The sequence below is a fragment of the Arsukibacterium sp. genome (assembly GCF_033721375.1).
GTDB lineage: Bacteria > Pseudomonadota > Gammaproteobacteria > Enterobacterales > Alteromonadaceae > Alishewanella.
The window spans coordinates 468,586-486,334 of record NZ_JAWWAP010000001.1 but is presented as its reverse complement, the minus strand read 5'-3'; the positions used below and the strand labels follow the sequence as shown (position 1 = coordinate 486,334).

Annotated in this window: 21 protein-coding genes; 17 read left to right on the top strand and 4 right to left on the bottom strand. The window is 50.5% G+C overall.

The window, feature by feature from the left end; translation table 11 throughout:
* The first annotated feature begins 5 nt into the window (after nucleotides 1-5).
* A complete protein-coding gene (locus tag R3187_RS02255) occupies nucleotides 6-335 on the top strand; it encodes a hypothetical protein (protein WP_318965071.1) in 330 nt (109 codons plus the stop codon).
* Nucleotides 335-1,630 (top strand): alpha/beta hydrolase, encoded by a 1,296-nt coding sequence (locus tag R3187_RS02250; RefSeq protein ID WP_318965070.1) that lies wholly within the window; start codon nucleotides 335-337, stop codon nucleotides 1,628-1,630. Before R3187_RS02255 ends, R3187_RS02250 begins: the two co-directional genes overlap by 1 nt.
* Nucleotides 1,631-1,723: 93 nt before the next feature.
* On the opposite strand, the gene R3187_RS02245 is transcribed toward R3187_RS02250, so the two are convergent.
* The 3 genes from R3187_RS02245 to R3187_RS02235 all read right to left on the bottom strand — a co-directional run bounded on the left by R3187_RS02245 (nucleotide 1,724) and on the right by R3187_RS02235 (nucleotide 3,353).
* The gene (locus R3187_RS02245; RefSeq protein ID WP_318965069.1) at nucleotides 1,724-2,041 is read right to left on the bottom strand and encodes a CcdB family protein; all 318 of its coding nucleotides are present in this window, start codon (nucleotides 2,039-2,041) and stop codon (nucleotides 1,724-1,726) included.
* Entirely contained in the window at nucleotides 2,041-2,286 is a 246-nt protein-coding gene (locus R3187_RS02240; protein WP_318965243.1) for a type II toxin-antitoxin system CcdA family antitoxin, read from the bottom strand. Before R3187_RS02240 ends, R3187_RS02245 begins: the two co-directional genes overlap by 1 nt.
* 239 nt (nucleotides 2,287-2,525) lie before the next feature.
* The gene (locus R3187_RS02235; protein WP_318965068.1) at nucleotides 2,526-3,353 is read right to left on the bottom strand and encodes a MipA/OmpV family protein; all 828 of its coding nucleotides are present in this window, start codon (nucleotides 3,351-3,353) and stop codon (nucleotides 2,526-2,528) included.
* Between the two features lie 241 nt (nucleotides 3,354-3,594).
* On the opposite strand from R3187_RS02235, the gene R3187_RS02230 reads away from it, so the two are divergent.
* The 7 genes from R3187_RS02230 to R3187_RS02200 all read left to right on the top strand — a co-directional run bounded on the left by R3187_RS02230 (nucleotide 3,595) and on the right by R3187_RS02200 (nucleotide 7,898).
* Nucleotides 3,595-4,128, top strand: a complete 534-nt coding sequence (locus R3187_RS02230) for a GNAT family N-acetyltransferase (RefSeq protein WP_318965067.1) — start codon at nucleotides 3,595-3,597, stop codon at nucleotides 4,126-4,128.
* A gap of 51 nt (nucleotides 4,129-4,179) precedes the next feature.
* Entirely contained in the window at nucleotides 4,180-4,794 is a 615-nt protein-coding gene (locus R3187_RS02225; RefSeq protein WP_318965066.1) for a cold shock and DUF1294 domain-containing protein, read from the top strand.
* A 62-nt stretch (nucleotides 4,795-4,856) separates the two neighbouring features.
* Nucleotides 4,857-5,132 carry a PepSY domain-containing protein gene (locus R3187_RS02220; protein ID WP_318965065.1) on the top strand — a complete coding sequence of 92 codons (276 nt, stop codon included), beginning with the start codon at nucleotides 4,857-4,859 and terminating at the stop codon, nucleotides 5,130-5,132.
* A gap of 2 nt (nucleotides 5,133-5,134) precedes the next feature.
* Entirely contained in the window at nucleotides 5,135-5,662 is a 528-nt protein-coding gene (locus tag R3187_RS02215) for a cytochrome b/b6 domain-containing protein (protein WP_318965064.1), read from the top strand.
* Between the two features lie 186 nt (nucleotides 5,663-5,848).
* Entirely contained in the window at nucleotides 5,849-6,154 is a 306-nt protein-coding gene (locus R3187_RS02210; protein ID WP_318965063.1) for a DUF6172 family protein, read from the top strand.
* 44 nt (nucleotides 6,155-6,198) lie between these two features.
* Nucleotides 6,199-7,485, top strand: a complete 1,287-nt coding sequence (locus tag R3187_RS02205) for a DEAD/DEAH box helicase (RefSeq protein WP_318965062.1) — start codon at nucleotides 6,199-6,201, stop codon at nucleotides 7,483-7,485.
* A 35-nt stretch (nucleotides 7,486-7,520) separates the two neighbouring features.
* Nucleotides 7,521-7,898 (top strand): hypothetical protein, encoded by a 378-nt coding sequence (locus R3187_RS02200; RefSeq protein ID WP_318965061.1) that lies wholly within the window; start codon nucleotides 7,521-7,523, stop codon nucleotides 7,896-7,898.
* A gap of 171 nt (nucleotides 7,899-8,069) precedes the next feature.
* Here R3187_RS02200 and R3187_RS02195 read toward each other — a convergent pair whose 3' ends face one another.
* The gene (locus R3187_RS02195) at nucleotides 8,070-8,600 is read right to left on the bottom strand and encodes a hypothetical protein (protein WP_318965060.1); all 531 of its coding nucleotides are present in this window, start codon (nucleotides 8,598-8,600) and stop codon (nucleotides 8,070-8,072) included.
* Between the two features lie 235 nt (nucleotides 8,601-8,835).
* Here R3187_RS02195 and R3187_RS02190 point away from each other — a divergent pair, with 235 nt between their 5' ends.
* The 8 genes from R3187_RS02190 (at nucleotide 8,836) to R3187_RS02155 (ending at nucleotide 17,742) form a co-directional block, all read left to right on the top strand.
* Nucleotides 8,836-11,208, top strand: coding sequence for a TonB-dependent receptor domain-containing protein (locus tag R3187_RS02190; protein WP_318965059.1), 2,373 nt, complete (start codon nucleotides 8,836-8,838; stop codon nucleotides 11,206-11,208).
* The gene (locus R3187_RS02185) at nucleotides 11,208-11,801 is read left to right on the top strand and encodes a PepSY-associated TM helix domain-containing protein (protein WP_318965058.1); all 594 of its coding nucleotides are present in this window, start codon (nucleotides 11,208-11,210) and stop codon (nucleotides 11,799-11,801) included. The genes R3187_RS02190 and R3187_RS02185 overlap by 1 nt, the downstream gene beginning before the upstream one ends.
* A gap of 14 nt (nucleotides 11,802-11,815) precedes the next feature.
* On the top strand, nucleotides 11,816-12,328 hold the full coding sequence (locus tag R3187_RS02180) for a DUF2271 domain-containing protein (RefSeq protein ID WP_318965057.1): 513 nt from the start codon (nucleotides 11,816-11,818) through the stop codon (nucleotides 12,326-12,328).
* A gap of 84 nt (nucleotides 12,329-12,412) precedes the next feature.
* The gene (locus R3187_RS02175; RefSeq protein WP_318965056.1) at nucleotides 12,413-13,237 is read left to right on the top strand and encodes a DUF4198 domain-containing protein; all 825 of its coding nucleotides are present in this window, start codon (nucleotides 12,413-12,415) and stop codon (nucleotides 13,235-13,237) included.
* The gene (locus tag R3187_RS02170; RefSeq protein WP_318965055.1) at nucleotides 13,237-14,520 is read left to right on the top strand and encodes an NADPH cytochrome P450 oxidoreductase family protein; all 1,284 of its coding nucleotides are present in this window, start codon (nucleotides 13,237-13,239) and stop codon (nucleotides 14,518-14,520) included. The genes R3187_RS02175 and R3187_RS02170 overlap by 1 nt, the downstream gene beginning before the upstream one ends.
* 44 nt (nucleotides 14,521-14,564) lie before the next feature.
* Nucleotides 14,565-15,575: an ion transporter gene (locus R3187_RS02165; RefSeq protein ID WP_318965054.1), complete on the top strand. Its 1,011-nt coding sequence runs from the start codon at nucleotides 14,565-14,567 to the stop codon at nucleotides 15,573-15,575.
* Nucleotides 15,576-15,814: 239 nt separating this feature from the next.
* Nucleotides 15,815-16,942, top strand: a complete 1,128-nt coding sequence (locus R3187_RS02160) for an ABC transporter permease (RefSeq protein WP_318965053.1) — start codon at nucleotides 15,815-15,817, stop codon at nucleotides 16,940-16,942.
* Nucleotides 16,939-17,742, top strand: a complete 804-nt coding sequence (locus R3187_RS02155) for an ABC transporter ATP-binding protein (RefSeq protein WP_318965052.1) — start codon at nucleotides 16,939-16,941, stop codon at nucleotides 17,740-17,742. Before R3187_RS02160 ends, R3187_RS02155 begins: the two co-directional genes overlap by 4 nt.
* Nucleotides 17,743-17,749: the final 7 nt, after the last annotated feature.

Here is a 17,749-nt window from a genome sequence, read left to right as displayed (position 1 = left end):
ATGCCATGTTAGAAATATTATTTGCTGCGAGTTTAGTTACATTTATTAAAGATGATGCCTTTGAGGTTGAATCTTGTACTGCCACTCCATTCGAAGTTGTTAAATCGGAAATACCAAAATGGCCAAATGATGCTTATTCAACTTACGGTTTTACTGAGTTTCGAGTGTATGTTGATGAATCAGGTAGCGTTATAAGTAGTGCAATTAAAGCATCTGAGCCAACAAGAATATTTGATAGGGTGTCTAAAAGAGCATTAAGTGGTTGGCAATTTAACAAATCTAAAAACAAGGAACGTTGCTTCAATGTTAAATTTAAATTTCAGTTGGCAGAGTAATGGCTTATAACAAGTTGCATAATTTCGTTCGTCAACTCACTGAGAAAATTACAGCTGGCGGTTCCGGCCAAAGCGCAGTATTTTCTCATTGGCAAAGCGTTAGCGCTAAAATCGGTTCGCATCCTGGTTACGAGCAGCATCATAAAATTAAGGGAATAAAAATGAAGAAAATCGTTCATGGATTACTGCTGCTCATTTTGGCGAGCCACTGGAGTAGCTGGGCTGCCGCGCGCCTTCCTGTATTACAGGAACTTACTATTGATAGTGCTGTACTTGGCGAAAAGCGTGATCTGGTACTTTACCTGCCTGAGGGGTATCAAACTAGTCAGGATCGTTATCCGGTTTTATACCTGACCGATGGTAACATTCAGGGCCTACATACTGCCGGCACAATAGATTATTTAGCAAAATTCGAGCAGATGCCGCCGATGATTGTGGTCGGTATTGTCAACCCGCGAGAAACTCGTGAGAGAGATCTGACTGTAACCCCCTTAGAGAAGCAAAACCCTAATCAACTGGAAAATGCAGACAGATTTTTAGATTTTGTTGAGAACGAAGTGATTGCTTTTGTGAAAAAACAGTACCGTACTCTGGACTATCAAGTACTGTCCGGTACGTCCCATGGTGGTCAGTTTGCTATCAATGCTTTGGTGAAACGACCTGGCTTATTTGATGGCATTATCGCTATCAGCCCGTCTTTATATTGGAATAACCATCAATTGCCTGGATTAGCTGAGCAGGCTTTAAAAAGCGATCAGTTGCAAGGGCGCTTGTTTGTATCGATAGCCAATGAAGAATCGACAATGACAGAGTCGTATCAACGTTTTGTTGATTTGCTAGCGCGTTATCCATCTAATAAGTTGACCGTCGCGTCCCAGACGTTTAGCAATGAAACCCACAATACGACCGTGTTGCAAGGACAGTATGCCGGGTTAAAGTATTTGTTTTCCGAATGGCCTATTCCAGAAGGTGAGCCTAAAACGTTGGCCGATTTACAGGCGAAATTTGCCAGTCGCTCGAAGCTGCTCAAAACAGAGATTATAATCCCAGAAGATAAAGCCAACGGTTACGCTGGGTGGCTGCAATATTTAAACCGGCAAGATGATGCGTTGGCATTACTGAAATGGAATCGAGCCAATTATCCTCAGTCTTTGGATGCTCATACAGCTTTAATTAAGGCTTACTTACATTTCAAAATGCCGGAAGATGCCAAAGCAGCACTTAAAGATGCACTAAAGACGTTAAATGAGCTTAGCCCTGAACAAAAAGCTCAGTTTGAGGCTTTGTTCACTTAGTATGTATTTGAGTCTGATGCGCAAGCAAACGCCATCATAACGGGCCATTTTGGCGCTCGACTCGCAATAAGTTGCTCGCATTTGTGGCGCGCGTTAAATTCCGGTAACCAGAAAGTCTATGGCAGCGACAATATCCTCTCGACAGTCAGTAAGTGAAGCTTCTTTCTCTATCAAAAAGCTGACCGAGACGCTCGTTAATTGATGAGTAAGAAGAACAAACTGTTTGTTTTTGATTTCATTGACAGGACAAAGGTGCTTGGGGTAGGTTTTGTCAGATTTTTGAACGGGCGTTAGTGGTGTTACTACTCTACTGTTAAGTGTATCGAGAAGGCTATTTTGAATATCAACAAAGTAGGGATAAGTCTGATTAGTGTCTTGATCGGGATTTACGTAAAGGTCAAACTGCTCCATCAGAGTAGCCGATGTTTATCAGAAAAAAGACCGTTTTCTTCGACAAGTGTATTACAATTATCAATGGCTTCACGGTTATCTTTCCGCCACTGATTGCGCTTTTCCAGGCGGATTTTCTCAGTCAGTGCCCATTCAAGATTTGCTGAGAGGTTTATGTTCAGGCTGCGAGCCTCTGCCAATAAATCTCTGTTTATAGAAAGGTTTGCCGATTTTTTAGAGCTAGCGTTGCCAGATAAAGGTTGCATCAAATTTGCTCCAAGCATAACCCGTGCGTATTTTTAATGCGCATTAATGTAGTTAGACGCATTTAACAAGTCAAGTAACCAGACTGCTTCGCCGCCTGTTCTCAAAGGCGTTAACGACCGTTTATCGCCCTGAGACTTTCAACAAGCTTTTTATACTTTCAGCAAAAGCCTGCCCAAAAAGCTGAGCAGGGTTTTGGGCAGCCAGAGTCAATGATTACATGCGTGCGGTGTTAGTTAATCTAAAAAACATAAATAAAACCAACACCTATCTCAGCCTCATAGTTGCTGCGGGCGATGGGGCTATTGCGAACATCGCTGCTAAAATACTCATACAGTGCCTCGGCGAAAATCTGCCAGTTATTGTTGACGAAATAGCGGTAGTTGTAATCGAGCCCGAACGAGCGTAATCCTCCACCCAGGTTGGTTTCATTCAGCCCGGATGCCGCCGACTGCTCTGCGGTAACGCCGAAACCAGTATTGGCGTATTCGCTATCGTGAAATACCACAACGGCATTCAGTTCAGAGCCGGAGCCGTCATTTTTATCGCCGAAGCGCCGGCCAACTCCAAACAGCCCAAGATTACCGTTTTCAGTGGCCACTGCCCGGCCAACTAACCAATAACGCCAGTCGGCATCCAGTGCACGGCGTGCCTGGAACACTAACTGAAAACCCTCTTCTGTATCACCAAGCCCATCCAGACGACCGTCATCGGAATCACTTTCTTCGCGGCCCTCATCGAAGCCTATTAAGGCTTCAAGTAGCCAGGTATCAGAACGAAGGCCGCGCCAGCCGAGCGCTTCACCGGCAAAAAAGAATACATTGTCACCGCTGCGCCATTGCACTGCTCCTGCAGGCTGGATCTCAACACCAAACTCATCCGAGCCCTCGTAGGCTGTCTCATATTCAACCCCAAGGCCCAAGCCAAAGCTCCAGCCATCTTCACCATTGGAGAAGTCATCAACCGAGGGCAAAGGTACCAAAGCTGTTCTACTTTCCTGGGCTATAGCTGTCTGTACCAAAATTAACTGCATGAATAATAACGACAATAAAGTTGTAAACGTTTTCATCTAAACACTCTCCAGACTAAGTTGAAGCAAAATGCTATTCCCAAAGTATAGTATTTGCTTCACCTTAACGTGCGGCGATAGCAAAGCGATCTCTTTATGGCGCTATTTATTTAAATGTTCGGTTCGCTCTGATTATTCGAAGCCCAATCTATAGTTTGCCGCAGTAAAGCTGTTTACAATGCCGGTTAAGATTGTCAAAAAAGTTGCCCAAGAAAATTGCCAAAAGAGAATACCAACCATCATGAGCCTGATTTGTGAGACTGCACGTTTAATAATCCGCCGTTTTACGCCAGAGGATGCCGGCTTTATTGTGCAGTTATTAAACGACGAGTCGTTTATTCGATATATTGCCGATAAACAGGTGCGCACTTTAGCCGATGCCGTGAATTATTTAGCCAGCGGCCCGGTTGCCAGCTATAACGCCCAAGGTTTTGGCCTGAATATGGTGCTGCTAAAAAATGCTACGCCGCGCTTAACCAATGAACCGGCTACTCCGATTGGCATGTGTGGTTTGCTGAAAAGGCCTGAACTGAGTTTGCCTGATTTAGGCTTTGCATTTTTGCCAGCATTTTGCGGCCAGGGTTATGCCCGGGAAGCGGCAGCGGCGGTGCTTAGCCAGGCCATTCAAACTCATAATCTGCGCACGGTGCTGGCGGTAACTAAACCGGACAACCTGCGCTCAAATGCTTTGTTGCTGAAGCTGGGCTTTGCTTTTAAACACAACATTTCCCTGTTTGGCACAGAAAATAAGTTGTATCAGTATCAGGCGGCGTAAAGTTCCTGTTATGAAAATATCTCCGGCAAACGTAACCAACAAGAGAATGCTATGCGCGTAAAGGGCAAGATAACCCAGTGGGACGATGATAAAGGCTTTGGCTTTATTCAGCCGATGCTGAAAGCTACTTCAAAAGTTGAGCGGGTATTTTTGCATGCCAAAGCGCTGCAGAACCGCAGCCGCCGGCCACAAGTGGGTGAGGTTGTTACCTATTCGATGGCTAAAGATCAACAAGGCCGCAGCCAGGCAAAAGGCGTTACCTTTGCCGGTGAAAAGCAGCTGGTTAAATCAGCCAGAGCAACAGGCAGCTGGCCGCTAAAAGTGGTGCTGCTGTTCTTTTTGCTGCTGGCTGGAGCCTGTTGGTTTGGCAAACTACATTACTATGTTCTGGCCGGCTACGCTGGCCTGAGTTTGCTGACTTTTATTGCTTACGCTTCAGATAAGCAAAAGGCAAAAAATGGAAGGTGGCGTACTCCGGAAGCAACATTGCAGCTGATGGCTTTAATTGGCGGCTGGCCAGGTGCTTTGTTGGGGCAAAGCTGGCTGCGGCACAAGTCGAAGAAAATGGCTTTCTTGCGGGTTCTCTGGTGCTGTGTTTTACTCAATTCGGCATTGTTAATTGGCGTACTATGGCAGCCAGCCATCCTGCAGCTTTTGGTTGGTTAGCGTTTGCTATGCTATATTTGTGGCACTTTACCGACCATTCATAACAAATAAGGACTTATTTTATGAAATATTTGCTGTTATCTGTTGCTGTATCTTTGGCCGCACTGACAGGTTGTGCCAAAGAGTCAGAAGTGCAGTGCACAACGGCTGCTAAAGACACCTGGCAAAGTGAACAAAGCTTTAAAGATAACCTGATTGCTGAAGGCTACACAATCAATGAATTTAAGGTAACACCTGGCAACTGCTACGAGATTTATGGTACTGATGCCGAGCAGAATAAAGTTGAAATATATTTTAATCCGGTTGACAGCGCTGTGGTGAAAAAAGAAACAAAATAACAGTGTCTTCCGGCAATAAAATCCTCGTCTGGGACCCTCTGCTGCGTCTGCTGCATTGGGTCTTTTTCGTTTGTTTTATCTTAAATTACTGGGTGCTTGAAACCGGCGGGCTCTGGCACAGGATCACAGGTTTATTGGCACTAACAGCGGTACTTTGCCGGTTGTTCTGGGGTTTTTATGGCCCGGCTAATGCCCGTTTTTCGGTAAAAGCATTGTCAACACAACGCTGGCGGGCCCATTTCAGACATATCAGACAGCGCCAGTTCGATCCCAGACAGGTGCACAACCCCTTTGGTTATGTATTACTGTATGCAGTATTGACGTTATTTGCCGCACTGGCAGTGACAGGGTTGCTGCTGGAAGAGGTGGATTACTTTTTTGGTAGTGATCGGCTGGAGCGTATTCACGGCACTTTGGCCGACATCGTCTTTGTACTGGCATGCATTCATATCGCAGCCGTGTTTATTATGCAGTGGTGGGGCAAAGTCGCCTTGATAAAACCGATGCTGACCGGCAAACGCAGGCTATAATTGTTTGCTTCAGGCCTCGTAGCTGATGCGGATTTAAGCTAAATACCGACCGGGGACACTGATTGGCAGATTTTAATGGTTAAAAGCAGAAATTCACGGTGAGGGCCTGCGGTTTAATGTAGAATGCGCGCACTATTCTGCGCGTTCAGCTTTATGTTGTGAGTGTGCCCACCTGTAGGAAATTTTATGAAAAAAACATTCGCGTTAACCCACCCTAAGCTGAATACCGATCGTCTGGTCGACGCCATTAAGCATGAGATAAAAAAGTACCTTGCCCGCGAGCGGCGCAAAGCCCTGCCTGACGGTAAAGACTACTGGACTTTTGATTGTCGCTTTGGCGCAACAGAGGACACGGCAGAGCAGATTTTCACCTCTGAGATTAATAAAAAGATAGATGCTGCGGTGGCAGAAGCGTTGCCGGCGTTCTATATCGAGATTTTGGCCCGTGCTTGTAATCATAAGCCGCGCGATACCGATGTAGCGGCAGACTAATTCACTGATATTATTAACTGTAGCGTGGCTACAGAGGACACCTGATGCACTTTTCATCGTTAGATTTAGCTCCTGATTTACAACGCGGCCTGGCAGAATATGGCTACAGCGACATGACCCCGGTACAGCAGCAGGCCATTGTGCCGGCGCGCCGGGGCAAAGACTTACAGGTAACGGCGCAAACCGGTACCGGTAAAACCGCCGCGTTTGCCATTCCGCTATTACAACAGATGCTGGATAAGCCAAAAGCGACCGTTGAAAAACGGCCGCGGGCGCTGATCCTGACCCCAACCCGCGAACTGGCCGAGCAAATTGGCGTGGCAATAACCGGCTATGCGCAGTTTTTACCGCTAACGATTACTGCTTTGTATGGCGGCGTAAAAATGGGTGGCCAGACTAGTAAATTAGCTGCCGGCATGGATATTGTGATCAGCACCCCGGGCCGCTTGTTAGAGCACCTGGCGCTGGGCAACGTTATTCTGAGCGATGTTGAATTTGTGGTGCTGGATGAAGCCGACCGCATGTTAGATATGGGCTTTAGTACTGATGTGCTGAACCTGCTGCAACAAACAGCTACTAAGCGCCAGACCTTGTTGTTTTCGGCAACTACCTCGCCGGCAGTCAATGAGTTATCACATAAAATTCTGCGCAATCATCAGCAAATCCGGGTGGCGAAAACCAACAGTGCCGCCGACACGGTTAACCATGTAATTTATCCGGTGGAAGAAAGCCGTAAAATTGAATTGTTTGAGCAGTTACTGGCCGAGAATAACTGGTTTCAGGTACTGGTGTTTACCAGCACCAAAGAGCAGGCCGACCGTTTATTAGCCGGGCTGCAGCAACGTAAAATTGATGCTGCGGTATGCCATGGTGATAAAAGCCAGGGCGCCCGTCGCCGGGCTATCGCTGATTTTAAATCAGCCAAATTGCAGGTGTTAATTGCCACTGAAGTGGCAGCCCGTGGCCTGGATATTCAGGGCCTGGATTATGTGGTGAATTTTAACCTGCCGTATTTGCCGGAAGATTATGTGCACCGGATTGGCCGCACCGGCCGGGCAGGGGCCTCGGGCACGGCTATTTCGTTTGTCAGCCGCGAAGAAGAGCAAACCTTAGAGCGCATTCAAAAGCTGATAGGCGCCGGAATTAAACGTATCGTTAAGCCGGGCTTTGAAGTCAGTAACCGCGAGTCGCTGTTAAAAAGTATCTCGCGCAAAGTGTTGTCGGGCCGCGCCAATAAAGCCAGTGAAACCGCGATTGATTTGGAAAAAACCAGTAAGGCTAAATCGAAAGCGAAGCCAAAGTCAGCAGCGAAACCCCGAGGCACTAAGTAGCGGGGTAGGGATAAAGTAACTGTCGGAACATTGATATGGATAGTAAAACTAATAAAACAGCGCGTATTCATTCGGCTACAAAGATTATGCCTTGGTTGTTAGCTTTAGTTTTAATGATGTTTGCCTTAGCTATTTTCTTTGGACGCTATGATCTGAACGCAGTGAGTCTGGCCAGCATTGGCTGGGGCGCGGTGTTTAGCGGTTTTTATTTTATCCTGCTCATCCTGATTTGGCGGTTTGATCTTGATTGGTTGGGGTCTTTACTGGCTGTAGGAGCGCCGTTGCTTTTGGTGCAAAGAGATAGCGCAGATTCGTTAGAACCCGACGCTATTTTTATTGGCTTAATATTATTTATGCTACTGTTTATTGTGCTGAAGAAGCCACTATTTAGATTGGTAGTTAAAGAAACTTAACTCATGCAAATGGCTAATCAGTGGCATGATTTAATTTATAAATGAGTGGCCTTAACAGGCACCCGGCAATAATTGCGGCATACCACCATAAAATAGACAGCACCTGCAAAGCGCAAGCCATCATAGCTGACAAATATGCGCCAAATTGCCGCCAGACTGAACATATTGGTTTTAAATACCCGATAAATACGCTTTCCAGTAGCTGCGCCAGAATTCCACCTGTGCTTCACTTTCTAACTTTTCATGCTGAACTGACAGCGCCGCTTTATCGGTACTTTTCTGATAGATATTGATATTTACCCTTGAGCCATCAGCCAGGCCGCAGCGCCAGTAGCGCCATTTTTCAGTCTGGCTGATATCCGGTCCGCGGCTGATGCTGATATCAGCAAAGGCTTGTTCGTTAGCGACCAGTTGCTGCCAGCGCTGCAGTGCATCGTCCATCGTCCCCGGCAGGGTTTTATTGACCGACACACTAAAGCTGCCGGTACAATCCTGTCCCACCACCCGCCGGCCAATATGCTGCTCGTACTGCACTGCCAGCATTTGCGCCCACCACGGGCTGGCCTCGTGCTGGCTTAAGTATGCAGCAATTTCTTTATGTGACAAGTTAGCCGCCTGCTGCTGTTGCAACAGCGCCAGCCAATGCTGCCATGGCTGACCACTGCCTTTTAAGATGGCTTGCTCTGACATAGAAATGGCCATGTTGTGACCCGTTAAAGTGAAAACGCCTTGGTTTAAGATAGCAAAAATTGTCAGCACTGGCCTGCCATTTTTATCCTCGCCGCAAGCTTATTCCGTATCCGGATAGGCTTTTATCTAAACGCGCACGCAAATAACAATAATTATCATTAGTATTGACGTTGGCGTAAGAGGTCGTCTATTATCCCCTGAATTTTTTAGAGCGCTCTTGCTCACGGATATAAAAAGGACGATAAAAATGAACCACCTGACGCCGGCAAAACTGGCTTTAGTTATTGGCGCAACGCTTTGTGGCAGGGCACTGGCTGACCCGGCAAATATCCCTGATGGTATTGAACATATAGTGGTAACAGCGTCAGGGTTTGAGCAAAAGCTGACAGAGGCGCCAGCCAGTATTTCAGTGATTACCCAGGAAGAAATCCGGCAGCGCTCTTTTACCAGTCTGCTGGACGCGGTGAAGTATCAGGAAGGCATTGATATTGGCACGACCCGTGATAAAACCGGCCAGGGCTCGGTCAGTATGCGTGGTTTAACCGGCGAATATACCCTGTTGCTGATTGACGGTCGGCGCCAGAACAATCATGGTGATATTTATCCGAATAATTTTGGCGGCAATGCGTTTAATCATGTGCCGCCGCTGGCTGCCATTGACCGGATTGAAGTGATCCGTGGCCCGGCCTCGACCCTGTACGGTGCCGATGCGCTGGGTGGGGTAATTAATGTTATTACCAAAAAACACACCGAAAACTGGACCGGCGAATTCAGCATGGGCCGCAGCGTGCAGTCGGATGATAGCTTTGGCGACGACTTTACCACTGAAGTATCGGTAATGGGCCCGCTGATTGACAACGTACTGAGCCTGGGCCTGCGCGCCAGCCTGTATAATCAGCAAGCCTCGTCACCGGCTTTTGCCCCGGCCATTGATCCAAACGGCAACCAGATCGTGCGGGAGCTTGGTTTTGGCGGCGGTGGTCGTACCGTTGATAATAAAGATGAACATGCCGGCTTCTCGCTGTCATGGACCCCGGCCGGTAATCAGCGGCTGAAGTTTGATTACGATATCTCCAACCAGATTTACGACAATACCCCCAGTTACGATCTTGCCAACGATACCATTGTCTACCCACTGGGCACCAAAGACAGCATCGAGGCACTTTGGCAGGCCAGAGGGGGGCAGGTTAATCCGCGGGCAGGTTATGCTGCTGATCAGGAGTTTGATCGCAGTTGGTGGTCACTGGCCCATGAAGGCAACTGGAACTTTGGCTCCAGTATGCTGGCACTGTCCTATGTTGATACCGCTAATAATGGTCGTACTTTGCCGCTGAGTGTGGCAGAGCGGCAATTATTACAGGCAATGTATGACGGCAGCGGTGACTATGCCGGTTTAACAGAGCAGGCCCGGCGTGATTTGGCTGAACAAACGTTTCTGCCGCGGCCGGCCCGGCCGCTTGAAAGCAATCAGTATACGCTGGATGCAAGGCTTGATATTCCGCTGACTGCAGCGGGCTACCATAATCTGGTTGTCGGCGGCCAGCTGATAGACGGTGAACTGATTGACGGCGTGTTTGGCCTGGAGTCGGGTAACGCCGGCGGGGTGCAGCAGCAAAAAATGTATTCGCTGTTTGTTGAAGACAACTGGCTGATGACCGACTCTTTCACGCTGACGGCAGGCGTACGGTACGACAAGCACGACACCTTTGGCAGCCAGATATCACCCCGCGTGTACGGCGTTTATAACATCAGCCCGCAGTGGACCTTGAAAGGCGGAGTGAGTACCGGCTATAAAACGCCCAATACCACCGACTTATATGACGGTATTACCGGCTTTGGTGGCCAGGGTACCAGCCCGTTTGCCGGTAACCCGGAATTACAGCCGGAAACCAGTGTTAACTCAGAAATAGCGCTGTACTGGAACGCGACTGACAGCAGTCATAATTTTAATATTACCTATTTTGCTACCCGGTTCGACGACAAGATAGCCAGCGGCGATACCATTCAAAGCTGCAGCCAGACTGGCGGCGTGCGGCCATGCGTTAACCTCGGCGAGTATGACGAGCTGGGTTATCAGAGCTACAGCCAGAAAATTAATATCGACAGCGTTGATATTCAGGGGATAGAAATTGCCGGCCATTACCAGTTATCCCAGAACTGGGCAATGCAGGGTAACTATACCTGGACCGACAGTGAGCAGAAAAGCGGCCCGCAAGCCGGCCTGCCACTGACTAATACCGCCGAGCATATGGCTAACGTGCGGCTTAACTGGACACTTGCCGACAATCTGCACCTTTATCTGCAGGGTGAATTGCGCTCTGACCGCTATCGTGGCTACGACAGTGTCATTGAGCAGGAACTGTATTATGAAAACTACAACCTGCTGAATATCGGCGCCAGTTACCGGCTGAATGACATGATCCGGTTTGATGTCAGAGTCAATAACCTGCTGGATCGTGATTTTACCTCTTACTCAACCGTCTTTACCGACTTAAACAATGATGGCCAGTACGATTATGTTACCGGCCGTGGCGCGGTCAGCGAGGTATTGTTTACTGATGACTACAACGTTAAAGACAAGGCCCGTAACTTCTGGTTCGGGATGACGGTAAGCTTCTGATGCGGCTTAGTCTTGGTTCAGTCCGGCAGTGGCACTGGGTAAGTGCCGCTGTCACCCTGGTGGGCATGTTGCTGTTTGCGATTACCGGCATAACGTTAAATCATGCCGCCGCCATTAAAGCCGATCCGCAGATCATTACTATTGAAGCCGCAGTGCCCGAAGCGCTATTGCAACCGCTGCTGCGCTTGCCGCCAGGCAAAGTGACATTACCGGCAGCGTTGCAGCAATATCTTACCGGCCAGGGGGTCAACATTGGCCCGCAGCAACCCGGCGAGTGGGATGGCAGCGAGTTTTACGCGGCGATGCCAAAGCCCGGAGCTGACGCCTGGCTGGCGCTGGATGCTCAGATAGCAGAGTTTAGCTATGAGCGGACCGACCGTGGCTGGGTGGCTTATTTTAACGATCTGCATAAAGGACGTGACAGTGGCGTGGTTTGGTTCTGGTTTATCGATGCCTTTGCCGTGGTGTGTGTGGTGTTTTGCGTCACCGGACTGATTTTACTGTTCAGGCAGGGGCCGCACCGGCCAATGACCTGGCCGATGATCGCCTTGGGCGCCTTGCTGCCTGTGGTGATAATGCTGGTATTTATTTAAAAAAGGAAAACAACATGGCCCGACTACTTATTCGATTAACCCTGCTGCTCAGTGTCTGCAGCAGTGCAATGGCAACAGCGTCTGAGGTATCGCTGACGGTAACCTTGCCCCGGCTGAACGTGGCTGAGTATCACGCGCCCTATGTGGCGGTTTGGATTGAAGATGAGCAGCGACAGGCGACTCAGGTTGCGGTGTGGTACGACGTAGCGATGGCCAATGGCGAAGGCCAGCAGTGGCTGAAAGATTTACGACAGTGGTGGCGGCGCGGCGGCCGGGCGCTGAGTATGCCGGTAGATGGCCTGACCGGGGCAACCAGAGGGCCGGGCCAGCATACGGTCAGTACCCGGTTAACTGCGGCACTTTCGTCATTGCCGCCAGGTCAGTACCAGCTTGTAGTGGAAGCCGCGCGTGAAGTGGGCGGTCGCGAAGTGTTGCAGCTGCCGGTTACGCTGCCATTAACGGCGCAACAATTACCCAGCGAGATCACCGGACAAAGTGAGCTCGGTGCTATCCGGCTGCATTTTTGAAGCCGCTGTTATTTCTGAAGCGACTGTTATTTCTAAAGCGACTGTTATTTCTAAAGCTACTTTAATTTCTGAAGGAAAACGATTATGCGTTTAACCATTATGTTTATCAGCGCCGTCTGGGCACTGACCCTGTCAATGACGACAAGTGCCCACCGGGCGTGGCTCGAACCCAGTGCAACGGTATTGTCCGGCGAAGATGCGCTGGTTACCGTTGATGCTGCTATTTCAAATACTTTGTTTCACCCGGATCATGTTGCCATGCCTGTGGATGGCATAAAGGTAACGGCCCCGGATGGCACCAACGTCGGGATGATTAATGCAGTAAAAGGGCGCTACCGCAGTGTTTTTGATGTGCCCCTTGCTCAGCAGGGTACCTATAAAATTGCCAGTGGATCAGGTGGCTTACGGGCTTTCTGGCGTGATGAAGCCGGCAACCGGAAAATGTGGCCGGGCCGCGGCCAGCAAGCCAACGAAGCCGATTTTGCCAGCGCCGTGCCGGCCAATGCCACCGATTTAACAGTATCCCGTGGCTGGCGTCGGGTTGAAACTTTTGTAACCGTCGGCGCACCGACCAAAGAGGTGCTGCAACCGGTCAATCAGGGTTTAGAGCTGGTGCCGCTAACCCACCCGAACGATTTGTATGCCACCGAAACGGCGACCTTTAAACTGCTGATTGACGGTGAACCGGCAAAGGGCGCCGAAGTGGAAGTGGTACCCGGCGGTATGCGTTATCGCGACAGCCAGCAGGTTATTACACTAACCAGCAATTCGCAGGGTGAAATCAGCATTACCTGGCCCCATGCCGGCATGTATTTTCTGGAAGCCAGCTACCAGGATAATAACGTAGCCCGGCCTGCCACTGTCCGCACCGGCAGCTACTCTGCCACCTTTGAGGTGTTACCGCTGTAATGACTGTGTTAGCCGTTACGCTTTGCCTTAGCTGGCTGTTCTGGACGCTTAGTGTGGTCTGGCGTCACCGCAAACCCGGTGCCGCTGCGACAGCGCTGCAGCCGGTGCTGGTGGCCTATGCCAGCCAGACCGGCTCTGCCCGGGCACTTGCCCTGCAGCAGCAACAGGCGCTGGGCGGGCCGGCGCAGGCCAGTATTCTGCCATTATCAGAGCTGGTACCACGGCAGTTGTCGCAGGTACAAAAAGCGGTGTTTGTGGTCAGTACTTATGGCGATGGCGAGCCACCTGATAATGGCCGGCGTTTTTACCGCGAGTTGCAAAATCTGACCGCAGACACTGCGGCTGATGGCGCCAGCGGTGTGTTAAGTTCATTAGCCTATGAAGTGGTGGCACTGGGTGACAGCAGCTATCCGAAGTTCTGTCAGTTTGGCGTCGATTTGTTTAGCCAGCTGGCCCGGCTGGGCGCAAAGGCAACTGCGCCGCTGCAAACCAGAGATCAACAGCAAACAGCAGCTGAGGGCAGTGTTATCTGGCAAAGCTGGCAACTGGTGTCGCGCCAGCGCTTAAATGCCGGGCCGGAACCTGGCTTGTATCTGTTGCGTTTTAATACGGCGCAACCGTTGCCCAACTGGCGGGCTGGCGATCTTGTCGCGATAAAACCATACAATAATGATCAGGCCACCGCGCGCCGTTATTCGGTCGCGTCAGTGCCGGCTGACAATGAACTGCAGCTGGTGGTGCGTCAACAGGTTAACGAACAGGGGGAGCCGGGGCTGTGCTCAGGTTGGCTGACTGATAGTGCCGGGCTGGGGCAACGTATCAAGATGCAGCTTGTTCAAAATCCGGCTTGCCATATTGCTGAGTATCAGGCACCGCTATTGCTAATTGGCGCAGGCAGTGGCCTGGCCGGCATTCGTGGCCATCTGGCAGAGCGGGCACAGCAGCTGCAGGCAGGGCCCGCATGGCTTATTTTCGGCGAGCGCACTGCCACGCTTAACCAACCGCTGCAGGCTGAGCTGACACGTTGGCAGCACGCCGGCGTGTTGCAGCAACTGGACTGTGCCTTATCACGCGATCCGGACAATCCTCGCTATGTGCAGGATATTGTTGCTGCCAGCGCGGAACAGGTTAACCGATTTATTGGCAAGGGTGGCCATGTGTATGTCTGTGGCCGTTATCAGGGGATGGGCCTGGCGGTTGATGTCAGCCTGCGCACTGCGCTTGGCAATGCCGCCTACCAGCAAATGCTGGCCCAGGGCCGTTATCATCGCGATCTTTATTAACTTATACCCCCCGCTTTACGGTTCAAAACCGATCTGGCGCCAGGATGAGCTATTATCTAAGCAGCAGCCTGATTTACTATCATTTTATCCCGGCAACTGGCTTGCCGGTGTATTTTGATGTTTGTCTTTTTGAGCAACGGGACGGGAGTGGCATGTCTGAACCAGCAACCGGGAAAGTCGATTTAAAAACCCGGATTTTTCAAATTATCTTTGAATCTGATACCCCGGCAGCCAAGGCCTTTGATGTGGTACTGGTCGTGCTGATTTTTTTCAGTGTGGCCATCATTATGCTCGACAGCGTGCAGGCATATCATCAGCGCTACGGCACGATCTTTTACTATACCGAATGGGTTATAACCCTGTTGTTTACCGTCGAGCTGGCGCTGCGGATTTATTGTCTGGAAAAGCCCCGGCTTTATCTTAAAAGCTTTTTTGGCATTATTGATATGCTGGCGGTGCTACCGACCTGGCTGGCGCTGATTGTGCCGGGCGCCCAAACTCTGGTGGTGCTGCGGCTGCTTAGGACCTTACGCTTATTCCGGGTACTTGAAATGACCTCCCTGGTCGGGCAGGGGCAATTGCTGTTAAGGGCGCTGGGACGCAGTCGCGGCCAGATCATGTTATTTTTGTTCTCGGTGTTAATGCTGGTCATTGTATTTTCAACAATGCTGTATCTGATTGAGCCTGCTGAGGCGGGCTTTACCAGTATTCCCAAATCTGTTTACTGGGGCATTGTTACCCTGACCACAGTTGGTTATGGCGATATCGCCCCGGTGACCCCGCTGGGACAGTTTATCTCGGTGATGATTATGCTGTCGGGTTACTCGATTATTGCGCTGCCGGCCGGCGTATTTTCGGTTGAGGTTATCCGCGCGCTGCGGGAAGAGCAGTATTCTGATGAAGCCTGTCCGGGCTGTGGTGCCCATCAGCATGAACATAATGCGCTGTTTTGTAAATACTGCGGTACCTGGCTGGATGAAGAAGATCCGAAACCGGACTCGCCGACAAAATATGCCAGGAAAAAACGACTGGGCAGGAAAAATATTTTATTTTAACCCTCATTTTCAGCCGCAGTGTTAGCGGTCGCAGCAAGGGTATGGCGGCCGCGATTTTCAGCTTTGCTAGAGAAAATAGCTAAAGCAATCTACTATTTAGAGTATCCGACACCTTTAATTTCTTCGAATTTCTTCGCTTACGGATAGGAGGTTTTGAACAGTGTACCCGGCAAACTGTGAAGTTAACGCAGCACACTCTGCACCAGCATCAGCCATAACATAAGCAAGAATAGAAACTGATGAGTACGACTGACGATCCAAAATCAGCGACTGATCTCAGGGTCGATCCAGAGCACAAGGAGCGGCTGCTGGCGCGAGGTGAGTGGACGCTGGCTAATGTGCAATCGTTAAGTGCAGAAATTAAAGCATTGGCACAGCAGGCGTCGCAACTTGATGCCAGTGAAATTTCAAGGCTGGATGCGTCCGGCGCCATGCTGCTTGATAAGCTGTGCGTGCAGACTGGTCAGGATATATCAGACGCCGGTCTGGCAGAGCAATGGCATACCCTGTTTAAGACCGTTGCTGCGATATCGGAGCAACAGCTGCCAGAGGATGAGGCGCCGCCAGCCTGGTCACGCCTGCTGGCGGGCATTGGCCGCCGCACTGTCGGCTTCTGGCAACAAAGTCTGCTTAACATTAATTTTCTGGGGATGATTGTCCACCGGCTGGGCCGAAGCGTGCTTAAGCCTGGCCGACTGCGCCTGACGGCCACGGTCTGGCATATGCAGCAAACCGGCCTGAATGCGGCGCCGTTACTGATTTTACTGGCCAGCCTGACCGGCGCAGTTGTTGCCTATCTGGGGGCAACGGTGCTGAAGGACTTTGGCGCAGAAGTGTTTATTATCGATTTGGTGACGTTCGCCTTTTTACGGGAATTCGGGGTGCTGCTGGCCGCTATTTTGCTGGCAGGGCGCACCGCCAGCGCATTTTGTGCCCAGATTGGCATGATGAAAACCCGCGAGGAACTGGACGCGATAAGAATTTTGGGGCTGGACGAAATTGAGGTGCTGGTGCTACCGCGGCTTATTGCCCTGATGATAGTACTGCCGCTACTGACCTTTATCGCCACGATAGCCGGGCTGTTCGGCGGACTGCTGGTGGCGGTGTTGTCGCTTGATATCAACCTGGCCACCTTTATCGAACGGATGGAACAAAGTGTTACGCTGCAGCACTATCTGGTGGGCATGTTTAAAGCCCCCGTTTTCGCCGCTGTCATAGCGCTTGTTGGCTGTCTGGAAGGCATGCGGGTCAGTGGTTCGGCGCAATCTGTCGGCGAGCATACCACAAGTGCTGTGGTACGCAGCCTGACGCTGGTTATCGTGCTTGACGGCCTGGCTGCTATCTATTTTATGGAGATTGGCTGGTGAATAGCGCTAAGGCAGCAACAGACCGGGCACCGGTTATCCGCATCAGAAAGCTGGAAAACCGCTTTGGCAGCCAAGTGGTGCACAGCGAGCTGGATTTGGATCTGCACCAGGGGGAAATTCTGGCGGTGGTCGGCGGCTCGGGCAGTGGCAAGTCGGTGCTGATGCGCTCTATTCTGGGTTTGCTGCGCCCCGACAGCGGAACAATTGAGGTGTTTCAGAACGAGATCACCGGTACTGAAGCATTACAGCAACTGATGGCGCGCCATGCCGGCGTGTTGTTTCAGGAAGGTGCACTGTTTTCATCGCTGACCGTACTGGAAAATGTTGAGTTACCGCTGAAAACCCGCTGGCCGAAGCTGTCGGTGCCACTGCGCCAGCAATTGGCGCTCTCTAAGCTTGGCCTGGCCGGATTAGCCGCGGCAACGGCTCTGAAAATGCCGTCAGAATTATCCGGTGGTATGCGTAAGCGGGTAGCCCTGGCGCGGGCTTTGGTGCTGGAGCCTGAAATACTTTTTCTGGACGAACCGACTGCCGGCCTGGACCCGATAGGCGCAGCCGAATTCGACAATTTGCTGCGCACCTTGCAACAGGCACTGCAGTTTACCGTGTTTATGATCACCCACGATCTGGACACCTTGTATGCGATTGCTGATCGGGTGGCGGTGATTGCTGATCAGAAAATTGTAACAACGGCGTCGCCCGATGAGGTTGCGAAGCACAGCCACCCGTGGATCCGCGATTATTTTACCGGGCCCAGGGCAAGGTCGGCCCGGCAGCAACGCGCTGACACCACAGAATGAGGAATGA

Coding starts and splice junctions, on each gene's coding strand:
- R3187_RS02165 (WP_318965054.1), top strand. CDS start 14,565: ATGAGCTATTATCTAAGCAGCAGCCTGATTTACTATCATTTTATCCCG.
- R3187_RS02200 (WP_318965061.1), top strand. CDS start 7,521: ATGGATAGTAAAACTAATAAAACAGCGCGTATTCATTCGGCTACAAAG.
- R3187_RS02250 (WP_318965070.1), top strand. CDS start 335: ATGGCTTATAACAAGTTGCATAATTTCGTTCGTCAACTCACTGAGAAA.
- R3187_RS02180 (WP_318965057.1), top strand. CDS start 11,816: ATGGCCCGACTACTTATTCGATTAACCCTGCTGCTCAGTGTCTGCAGC.
- R3187_RS02210 (WP_318965063.1), top strand. CDS start 5,849: ATGAAAAAAACATTCGCGTTAACCCACCCTAAGCTGAATACCGATCGT.
- R3187_RS02240 (WP_318965243.1), bottom strand. CDS start 2,286: ATGCAACCTTTATCTGGCAACGCTAGCTCTAAAAAATCGGCAAACCTT.
- R3187_RS02175 (WP_318965056.1), top strand. CDS start 12,413: ATGCGTTTAACCATTATGTTTATCAGCGCCGTCTGGGCACTGACCCTG.
- R3187_RS02190 (WP_318965059.1), top strand. CDS start 8,836: ATGAACCACCTGACGCCGGCAAAACTGGCTTTAGTTATTGGCGCAACG.
- R3187_RS02255 (WP_318965071.1), top strand. CDS start 6: ATGTTAGAAATATTATTTGCTGCGAGTTTAGTTACATTTATTAAAGAT.
- R3187_RS02245 (WP_318965069.1), bottom strand. CDS start 2,041: ATGGAGCAGTTTGACCTTTACGTAAATCCCGATCAAGACACTAATCAG.
- R3187_RS02230 (WP_318965067.1), top strand. CDS start 3,595: ATGAGCCTGATTTGTGAGACTGCACGTTTAATAATCCGCCGTTTTACG.
- R3187_RS02205 (WP_318965062.1), top strand. CDS start 6,199: ATGCACTTTTCATCGTTAGATTTAGCTCCTGATTTACAACGCGGCCTG.
- R3187_RS02225 (WP_318965066.1), top strand. CDS start 4,180: ATGCGCGTAAAGGGCAAGATAACCCAGTGGGACGATGATAAAGGCTTT.
- R3187_RS02220 (WP_318965065.1), top strand. CDS start 4,857: ATGAAATATTTGCTGTTATCTGTTGCTGTATCTTTGGCCGCACTGACA.
- R3187_RS02195 (WP_318965060.1), bottom strand. CDS start 8,600: ATGGCCATTTCTATGTCAGAGCAAGCCATCTTAAAAGGCAGTGGTCAG.
- R3187_RS02235 (WP_318965068.1), bottom strand. CDS start 3,353: ATGAAAACGTTTACAACTTTATTGTCGTTATTATTCATGCAGTTAATT.
- R3187_RS02170 (WP_318965055.1), top strand. CDS start 13,237: ATGACTGTGTTAGCCGTTACGCTTTGCCTTAGCTGGCTGTTCTGGACG.
- R3187_RS02185 (WP_318965058.1), top strand. CDS start 11,208: ATGCGGCTTAGTCTTGGTTCAGTCCGGCAGTGGCACTGGGTAAGTGCC.
- R3187_RS02160 (WP_318965053.1), top strand. CDS start 15,815: ATGAGTACGACTGACGATCCAAAATCAGCGACTGATCTCAGGGTCGAT.